Below are 8,244 nucleotides of genomic sequence, written 5' to 3'. Positions count from 1 at the left end.
GGGTCCGCCCGCTCCGGGCGGACCCGGCCCGATGTGCTCCCGGTGCGCCGGTGCTCGGTCCGGCAGCAGCACGGCGGTGCCGAGCCCCCGCCGCAGGCCGATCCAGCCTACGCCCACCGCGATCGTCGTCGGGACGGATCCTCGGGCCTCAGCGCGGACACGGTCGGCGGAGCTCTCCCCGCAACGGACCGGTCAGATCCCCTCTCGCGTCCTCGTCCACGGCGACGGTGTCCGCGCCCAGCCACGTCGCGGTCGTCGCCAGCTCGGCCGCCAGCTCCCCGACGACGACTGAGCGCGTCGGCCACCTCGTTGCCGCGGCGGCGTCGGGACCCGGCTCCTCGGCGAAGGCGGAGCGGACCAGGAGGACGCCGCGGTCCCGGTCGTACTTGAGATCGACCCGGGCGACGAGGGACTCGCCGAGCAGGAACGGCAGCACGTAGTAGCCGTGGGTGCGCCGGGAGGCCGGGGTGTAGATCCCGATGCGGTAGTGCATCCCGAACAGCTCCAGGAGCCGACGACGCTCGAAGACGAGCGGATCGAAGGGGGCCAGCAGGGCACGGGCGCCCACGCGGCGCGGCACGCCGGCGTCGACGTACAGCCACGCCGGGCGGTCCCAGCCGGCGACCGTGACGGGCAGCAGCTCGCCGCCGTCGACGAGCTCGTCGACAGCGCGGCGGGTGACGCGCTGCCCGAGGCGGAAGTAGTCGGCGAAGCACCGGACGGTCCCGATGCCGTGAGCGCGGGCGGAGATGCGGACGAGCTCGCGGACGGCGTCGTCCGGGTCCGGCGGCGGCTGACCACGGACGTGCGGGGGCAGGACGCGCTCGGTGAGGTCGTAGACCCGCTCGAACTGTGCGTTGCGGCGCGCGGCGCCGAGCTGCCCGGCGTCGAAGAGGATCTCCAGGGCTGTCCTGGCGGCGCTCCACCGCCAGCCCCACCCTTCCTCGGCGCGCTGCGCGTGGCGGGCGTCGACGAACGCCTCGACCTCCCGGCCCGTGAGCGGGCCGCGCTCGGCGACGACGTCCCGGACGAGCTCGAGCACGCCCGGGTGGCGGGCCTCCAGCGCGTCGGGGTCCATGCCGGCCCAGCGCCGGCGGGTCCAGGCGACGAGCGGGAAGGTGGCGACGGGCAGGTAGCAGGCCTCGTGCGCCCAGGCCTCGACGAGGCGGCGCGGCGCCCGGCCCGCTGCCCGATCGAGCAGGGCGGTGTCGTACGGCCCGAGCCGGGCGAGCAGCGGCAGCAAGTGCGCCCGGGCGAGGACGTTGACCGAGTCGATCTGCAGTAGCCCGATGCGCTCAACGGTGCTCGTGACGTGCCGCATCGTCACCACCGGGGGCCGGGTGCGGTCCAGGCCCTGGGCGGCGATCGCGACGCGGCGCGCCTGGGCCAGGCTGATCGTGCGGGTCACCCGGACGACGATACCGAGACCGGCGTGCGGAGTCGACGGCATTCGCGGCCGCGCGCACGACTGCGGCCGGGGCATGGTGGTCCGGGCACCAGCGGTCCGGCAGGGCAACAGCCGGCGAGGGGGTCAGTCGAGCAGGCTCTCCAGGTGCGGGGTGCGCTCGTGGGCGCCCGGCAGCGGCTCGCGGCCCCGGCCCAGGAGGAACCACAGCGGGACCACGAGCAGCGCGAGCACCAGGCCCACCCACACCCAGGAGGCGGTCAGCGCGTACTCCGCGCCCGTCAGCACGAGGGCGACGGCCATGAGCGCGGCGCCCAGCACGCCGAGCGCCCGCGCCCCGGCCGTGCGCCCGAGCTTCGCCACCGCGGCGCAGGCCAGGCCGTAGTACAGGGCCACGAGCACCGAGATGATGCCGATCGAGTCGTCGAAGAGCGGCCCGGAGAACGCCATCCAGGCGGCGGCGACGGCGGCGGTGGTCCACGTGGCGAAGGACAGGGACCGGAAGCGGCGCGGCAGGTGCCCGCCGCGGGCCATGGACATCAGGCCGCGGGAGGTGGGGATCATCGTGGTGCCGATGGACGCGCCCGCGGAGACCGCCACGAGCGCGGCCAGCAGCGGGGAGGCCACCGAGGACCCCGGGGCGTAGGCCCAGCCGATGGCGGCGTAGGCGCCCGCCACCACGCCGAGCGCGATCCACGCGGAGATCCGCGGGGCCCGCTGGGTGGTGGACTCCTCGGTGAGGGAGAACGTGGAGTCCCAGCCCCAGTACAGGAACAGGGCCAGCAGCAGGGCGGCCGCCACGTCCCCGGCCGACACCCCGGTGCCGGTGGCGAGCTCCGCGACGCCGTAGAAGCCGGTCCACTCCCCGTCCTCGGCGCTCGTGCCCGGCGGGAGGGGCGGGGCGGTGCGCACGGCCCACACCAGCACGACCACCCCGATCAGCTGCAGGACGGCCAGGACCCACTGGACGGCGGCCGAGATCCTGATCCCGGTGGAGGACACGGCGGCGAAGCTGGCCATGAGCAGGACGGCCACGGCCGTGGTGGCCCAGGGCCCGGCGCCGACCCCGAGGGCGAACAGCGCGGAGTCGGCCGTGACCCAGGCCAGGGAGGCGAGCACGAGGGTGGCCGAGAGCCACAGCCCCCAGCCGCCCAGGAACCCGGTGAACGCGCCGTAGGCCTCCCGGGCCCACCGGTAGACCGTGCCCTGGTCCTCGTAGAGGGCGTCGAGGCGGGCGAAGCACAGCGAGACGACCACCATGGGGAGCACGGCGCCGACCAGCACCACGGGGGTCCAGGCCCCGACCAGGGCGTGGATCAGGCCCACGGTGACCACGGCCGAGTACAGCGGGGCGATCGAGGTGGAGCCGATGACCGCGGAGGTCGTGGTGGAGATCGACCGGGGGAGCAGGTGGGCGGTCACAGCAGACCCTTCTTGTCGATGACGTTGGGCACGAAGCGGCAGTAGTAGTCGGTGAGCGGGCCGTCGGACTCGCGGATGCCGATGCCCGCCGCGCCGGCCTCGCCCACCACCCAGGAGCCGATGACCGGGTGGTTGGGGGCGCCGTCGGAGCCGGGGAAGTTCCGGATGGGCGTGTAGGCCTGCCACACGTCCAGCGGGGAGTCGTGCGGGTGCTCCGCGCGGACCCGCAGGTCCCGGGCGTGCAGCTCGATGCCGTCGCCCTCGCGGCCGAACACCGGCTTGCGCACCCACTCCCGCAGCTCGCCGGGCCCGTCCGGATGGGCGGCCAGCAGGTTCTCGTGCCCGGGGAAGCACCGCCACAGGGCCACGAGCAGCAGCTTGTTGGACTGGAACATCTTCCACGCCGGCTCGTACCAGTGGTGCATCAGGGTGGGGTCCTCGAGCACGAACGCCCCGGGTCCGTCGTCGACCATGTGCTCCCACGGGTGCAGGGCGAAGATCTCCTCGATCGGGCCGACCACCACGGGGTGGTCCACGTCCCCGGTCGCGTGCACCCAGCCGCGGGAGCGGGTGTCGTAGCGGACGTCCTCGACGGGCAGCAGGACGGCCCGGTAGCCGGCCTCGACGGCGGTGTTCGCGATGACGGCGGCGTTGGCGGCGTCCTCCCCGGACTCCTCCTCGCGGGTGTAGGCCACGTGCAGGGTCTTCGTGGCCGAGAACGGCAGCCGCTGCCGCCACCGGTCCACGAGCATGGGCCACAGCCCGTTGAGCTGGTCGAACTCCGGGTGGTCCTCGCCCAGGCCCGGGAACAGCGCCTCCATGCGGCTCCACTGGCAGATCGCCCCCTCGACCAGGCCGGTGGGGGTGTCGCCGTTGAGCTCGAGCATCTTCGGCGGGCCCGTCCCGTCCCAGGCCAGGTCGAAGCGGCCGTAGATCGAGGGCTCGCGCAGCCGGAGGGAGTGCTGGGCCAGCTCGAAGGCCGCGTCCGACAGCCCCAGGGTGCCCAGGGCGCCGGTGGCCAGGTACCGGGCGGCCTCGGCGCACATCCGGTGCAGCTCGTCCGTGACGGACTCCAGCTCGTCCACCTCGTCGGGGGAGAAGACGTAGGCGGCCGTCTCGTTCCAGTACGAGAAGGACCGGCCGTCGGGCCGTTCGGTGCGGGCGTAGGTGAGCCCCTCGTCGCGGACGGTGCGCTCCCAGCCGGGGCGCGGGGCGAGGCCGTCGACGCGCCGCATCAGGAGCCCCAGCCGCTCTTGGAGCCGCCGAAGCCGCGCGAGACGCCGCTCTTGCCCACAGCGGTGCCGTCTCGGGGCAGACCGCGGGCCACGGTGGCCGAGCCCGGCGGCCGGCCGGTGCTCCAGCCCGCCGAGGACGGCACGGCCGAGCCCACGGCGGGCACGGTCGCGGCGCGGGCGGAGCTCATGAGCACCCACATCGGGAAGAAGCCGCCCACCCGCGGCCCGCGGTCGTCGTCGCACTCGTCGTCGTCGACCCGCACGGGCTCGGCGCCGCCCTCCCCGTCCGGGTCCTGGACGCAGATCTGGGCGTAGTCGGAGTCCACCTCCTGCACGTCCTGGGGCTCCTGGCCGCAGCCGGTCAGGGCGATCGTCAGGGCGCCGATCGAGGCGGCGGCCATGGTCCGTGAGGAGGGGCGGGGCGGCATGCTGGGCCTTCCGGGACGAGGAGGACGGGACGAGAACGCCCCCGGGCCTGGCCGGCCCACGGCGGGACCGGACCGGCACGGCGCCGTGGCGGTCCGGAACAGCGGTGCCGGGACGGGGGTGCCAGGACGCCGCCGGACGGCAGCGGCCGCCCGGGCGAACCGGGGACCCGGGCGTACTCCTCCGAGGGTACGACGTCCCGGCCGCGTGCGGGCACCCGGTCCGCACGCGTGTCCGGGCCCGCGAGGGACGGCCGAGCCCTTCGTACCGAGGGATGTGCGGGCGCAACCGGGAGCAACATCGAACCGGCCGGCGGCGCCCCGCAGTATGCTTCGGTCACCCGACGGGGCCGGGCCCGGCCGGCCGGCCGGACCCGCTCCGTCCGCAGCACCCAGGGGAGCCCATGACCCGTGATCCTGCCGCCGCCCGCACCGCCCTGCTCGACGCCGGCGCCTGGTTCGCCGACCTCGTCGGGGAGCTCCGCCCGCACCACTGGACGCGCCCGGGCCTGGGCACCTGGGACGTCCGGGCGCTGGTGGGTCACACCCATCGCGCGCTCGTCACGCTCGGCACCTATCTCACGGTCCCGGCCGAGGACGAGACCTGCACCGGGGTGGCCCAGTACTACGCGCTGTCCGCCGCGGCCACGGACCCGGGGGAGGTCGCGGCCCGGGGCGTCGCCGCGGGCCACGAGCTCGGCCGGCACCCGGACGCCACCGTCCGGGCGTCGCTGGAGCGGGCCAGGGACGCCCTGGCGCAGGTTCCCCTGGAGGAGGACCCGCTCATCCGCACGGTGGTGGGCGGCACCCGGGTGCGCGCCTACGTGCCCACCCGCACGTTCGAGCTGGCGGTCCACGGCCTGGACGTGGCCCGGGCCTGTGCCCTCGACCGCCGGCCCCCGGAGCACGTGCTGGCCGACGCCGGGCAGACGGCGCTCGAGATCGCCGCCTCCGGCGGCCGGCTTCCCGAGGTCCTGCTGGCGCTGACCGGCCGGCGCCCGCTGCCGCCGGGGTTCTCGGTCCTGGGCTGAGCCGGCCGGGGACCGGCTCAGAGCACCGTGCCGGCGGCGGCCCCGTAGCCGAGCCCGATGAGCACGCCCACGAGCGCCCCGACGACCGTCTGCGCCGGGGTGTGGTCGCCGGTGCGCACCCGCGAGACGGCGACCGCGACCGGCACCGCCGCCGCGGCCGCCGCCGCCCACGGCGTGAGGAGGACGCCCAGCCCCACGGCCCAGCAGGCCGCCATGGCCACGTGGGCGGAGATCTTCCACCAGAGGGTCACGACCAGCAGCACCAGCAGGCCCAGCAGCACGAAGGCGGTGGTCACCGGCACGACCACCGGGGCGCCCAGCGCGAGCCCGGCGACCAGCACGAGGGCCGTCAGCACCCCGGTGGCGGCGTAGACGGGCAGCCGCTGGGCCCGGGCGCGGACGAAGTGCCCGTCCACCCGCCCGCGGCGGGCGAGCACCCGCAGCACGAGCATGGGCAGCGACGCCACGACCACGGCGGTCCCCAGGCCCCAGAGGGCCCCGGACCACCCGGCTCCGGCCCAGCCGGCGAGCACCAGCAGGGACAGGACCAGCGGGGCGGGGGCGAAGACCTCGGCCACCAGGGTGCTGCCTCGGGACGTGCTGCGCGCGGTGACCATGGCACGAGGCTATCGGGGCGCCCGGAACCGCCCCGGACTGTGGTGGACTGGGCCCATGCGCATCGTTCTGCAGCGGGCGGCCCGGGCCGCCGTGACCGTCGGGGGAGACGTGGTGGGCTCGATCGAGGAGCCGGGCCTCGTGGCCCTGGTGGGCGTGACCCACGACGACGACGCCGCAACGGCCGCGAAGCTCGCCGAGAAGACCTGGACGCTGCGGCTGCTGACGGGCGAGCGCTCCTGCGCCGACCTCGGGGCGCCCGTGCTCGCCGTGAGCCAGTTCACGCTCTACGGCGACGCCCGCCGGGGCCGGCGCCCCTCGTGGTCGGCCGCCGCGCCCGGTCCGGTCTCGGAGCCGGTCTTCGACGCCTACGTGCAGGCACTGCGGGATCTCGGGGCGCGTGTGGCGACCGGGCGCTTCGGGGCCGCGATGCAGGTGGAGCTCGTCAACGACGGCCCGTTCACCCTGGTCCTGGACAGCGCCGAGCTGGAGCGGCCGCGCCGGGGCTGAGCCGCGGCGCGCCCGGCGCGGGCCGTCAGATCGGTGTGCGGGGGGCCGCCTCCGCGGTGCCCGTCTCGGCGCGGGCCCGGCGCTCCCGGGCGCGGTCGAGGGCGGCGATGACGGGCCCCGCGGTGACCCCGTGCAGCACCACCGAGGAGACGATCACCAGACCCACGATGCGCCACAGCGCCTGGTCCTCCGCGGCGAACTCGCCCTTGGACAGGGCGTAGGCGAGGTAGTAGACCGAGCCGATGCCGCGCACGCCGAAGAAGGCGAGCACGCCGCGCTCCCACGGGCCCGTCCGGCCGCCGAGCAGGCTGAGCCAGCCGGCGAGGGGACGCACCAGCAGCAGGAAGGCCGCCGCGACGAGGACCTCGCGCCAGGTGAGCCCGGCGAGCAGGCCCCGGGCCACCGCGCCGCCCAGCAGCACGAGCACCACCACGGTGAGCAGCCGCTCGAGCTGCTCGATGTAGCTGTGCAGCACGCCGTGGGCACCGTGCACGCGCTCGCCCGCCCGGATGGTCACCGCGCACACGAACACGGCCACGAAGCCGTAGCCCTCGACCATCTCGGTCACACCGTAGGTGAGGAACGTGGCCGCCAGGGCCACGAACCCCTCGGTCTGCGCGGCCGTGCGCACGCTCCCGAGCGGGGAGCGGAAGAAGAGCCGCCGCAGGAGCAGGCCCACCAGGACGCCGAGGAGGCACCCGACGGCGATCCGCCAGGTCACGTCCACGGCCACGAAGTACGGCAGCCACGCGCCGGGAGCGGTGCCCACGACGCTCAGGGCGATCGCCAGGTAGACGAAGGGGAAGGCCAGGCCGTCGTTGAGCCCCGCCTCGGAGGTGAGCCCGAAGCGCACCTCGTCCTCGCCCTCGAGGTCCTCCTGGGACTCCGAGGGCTCCCCGACCTGCACCTCGGAGGCCAGGACGGGATCGGTGGGGGACAGCGCCGCGGCCACGAGCACGGCCCCGGCCGCGCTCAGTCCGAGCACCCACCAGCCCAGCAGGGCCGCCCCGAGCAGGCTCAGGGGCATGGCGATCCCCAGCAGCCGCCAGGTGGTGGCCCACCGCCGGAGGCCCAGCGGGCGGTCCAGCGCCAGCCCGGCGCCCATGAGCGAGACGATCACGCAGATCTCGCTCAGGTGCACGGTGATGTCGCTGTGGGCCACCGGGTCCGGGTCGGGCAGGGCGTCGGCCAGCGCGAAGACCACCGCCCCGGCGCCCAGGAAGACCATGGGCATCGACACGGGGGCCCGCACGAGCAGCCGGGGCAGCAGGGCGGCCGCGAACACGGCCAGACCGGCGGCGGCGAAGAGCACACTGGGGGCTTCGAACACCCGTACCTCGTTCCTGGATCGACCGGACGGGACCCCCGGTGAGGCCCTGCCGCGCCGGTCCTCGTCGTGGCCCCCGCCGGCCGGAGGGCGCCCACCGGTAGCACCGGTGTGATCAGCGTGCTGATCGTACGCCCATGGCGCCCCGTTCCGACAGGGCTCCGGCGGCACAGCCGCTAGCCTGAGGGGGTGACCGGCTCTCTCTTCGACGACCTCGACGCCCCCCGCGGCGACCAGCACGGGGCTTCCCGGCACGACGGCGCCGCGCCGGCCC

Annotated in this window: 8 protein-coding genes; 2 read left to right on the top strand and 6 right to left on the bottom strand. The window is 75.7% G+C overall.

The window, feature by feature from the left end; translation table 11 throughout:
- Nucleotides 1-148: 148 nt before the first annotated feature.
- The 4 genes from ACFU0Y_RS15520 to ACFU0Y_RS15505 form a co-directional block, all read right to left on the bottom strand.
- Entirely contained in the window at nt 149-1,450 is a 1,302-nt protein-coding gene (locus ACFU0Y_RS15520) for a winged helix-turn-helix domain-containing protein (RefSeq protein ID WP_380215423.1), read from the bottom strand.
- An 81-nt stretch (nt 1,451-1,531) separates the two neighbouring features.
- The gene (locus ACFU0Y_RS15515; RefSeq protein ID WP_380215422.1) at nt 1,532-2,827 is read right to left on the bottom strand and encodes an APC family permease; all 1,296 of its coding nucleotides are present in this window, start codon (nt 2,825-2,827) and stop codon (nt 1,532-1,534) included.
- On the bottom strand, nt 2,824-4,062 hold the full coding sequence (locus ACFU0Y_RS15510) for a glutathionylspermidine synthase family protein (RefSeq protein ID WP_380215421.1): 1,239 nt from the start codon (nt 4,060-4,062) through the stop codon (nt 2,824-2,826). Before ACFU0Y_RS15510 ends, ACFU0Y_RS15515 begins: the two co-directional genes overlap by 4 nt.
- Entirely contained in the window at nt 4,062-4,490 is a 429-nt protein-coding gene (locus tag ACFU0Y_RS15505) for a hypothetical protein (protein WP_380215420.1), read from the bottom strand. Before ACFU0Y_RS15505 ends, ACFU0Y_RS15510 begins: the two co-directional genes overlap by 1 nt.
- A gap of 401 nt (nt 4,491-4,891) precedes the next feature.
- Here ACFU0Y_RS15505 and ACFU0Y_RS15500 point away from each other — a divergent pair, with 401 nt between their 5' ends.
- Nucleotides 4,892-5,518 carry a maleylpyruvate isomerase N-terminal domain-containing protein gene (locus ACFU0Y_RS15500; protein ID WP_380215419.1) on the top strand — a complete coding sequence of 209 codons (627 nt, stop codon included), beginning with the start codon at nt 4,892-4,894 and terminating at the stop codon, nt 5,516-5,518.
- Between the two features lie 17 nt (nt 5,519-5,535).
- On the opposite strand, the gene ACFU0Y_RS15495 is transcribed toward ACFU0Y_RS15500, so the two are convergent.
- A complete protein-coding gene (locus tag ACFU0Y_RS15495) occupies nt 5,536-6,135 on the bottom strand; it encodes a hypothetical protein (protein WP_380215418.1) in 600 nt (199 codons plus the stop codon).
- Between the two features lie 55 nt (nt 6,136-6,190).
- Between ACFU0Y_RS15495 and dtd the strand changes: the two genes are divergently transcribed.
- The gene (gene dtd / locus ACFU0Y_RS15490; RefSeq protein WP_380215417.1) at nt 6,191-6,643 is read left to right on the top strand and encodes a D-aminoacyl-tRNA deacylase; all 453 of its coding nucleotides are present in this window, start codon (nt 6,191-6,193) and stop codon (nt 6,641-6,643) included.
- A 25-nt stretch (nt 6,644-6,668) separates the two neighbouring features.
- On the opposite strand, the gene ACFU0Y_RS15485 is transcribed toward dtd, so the two are convergent.
- Nucleotides 6,669-7,973 (bottom strand): cation:proton antiporter, encoded by a 1,305-nt coding sequence (locus ACFU0Y_RS15485; protein WP_380215416.1) that lies wholly within the window; start codon nt 7,971-7,973, stop codon nt 6,669-6,671.
- Nucleotides 7,974-8,244 lie beyond the last annotated feature (271 nt).

It is taken from the genome of Kocuria sp. NPDC057446 (assembly GCF_042802875.1).
Lineage (GTDB): Bacteria > Actinomycetota > Actinomycetes > Actinomycetales > Micrococcaceae > Kocuria.
This window is presented reverse-complemented; position numbering and strand designations above follow the sequence as displayed.

Coding starts and splice junctions, on each gene's coding strand:
- ACFU0Y_RS15520 (WP_380215423.1), bottom strand. CDS start 1,450: ATGCCGTCGACTCCGCACGCCGGTCTCGGTATCGTCGTCCGGGTGACC.
- ACFU0Y_RS15510 (WP_380215421.1), bottom strand. CDS start 4,062: ATGCGGCGCGTCGACGGCCTCGCCCCGCGCCCCGGCTGGGAGCGCACC.
- ACFU0Y_RS15505 (WP_380215420.1), bottom strand. CDS start 4,490: ATGCCGCCCCGCCCCTCCTCACGGACCATGGCCGCCGCCTCGATCGGC.
- ACFU0Y_RS15500 (WP_380215419.1), top strand. CDS start 4,892: ATGACCCGTGATCCTGCCGCCGCCCGCACCGCCCTGCTCGACGCCGGC.
- ACFU0Y_RS15495 (WP_380215418.1), bottom strand. CDS start 6,135: ATGGTCACCGCGCGCAGCACGTCCCGAGGCAGCACCCTGGTGGCCGAG.
- dtd (WP_380215417.1), top strand. CDS start 6,191: ATGCGCATCGTTCTGCAGCGGGCGGCCCGGGCCGCCGTGACCGTCGGG.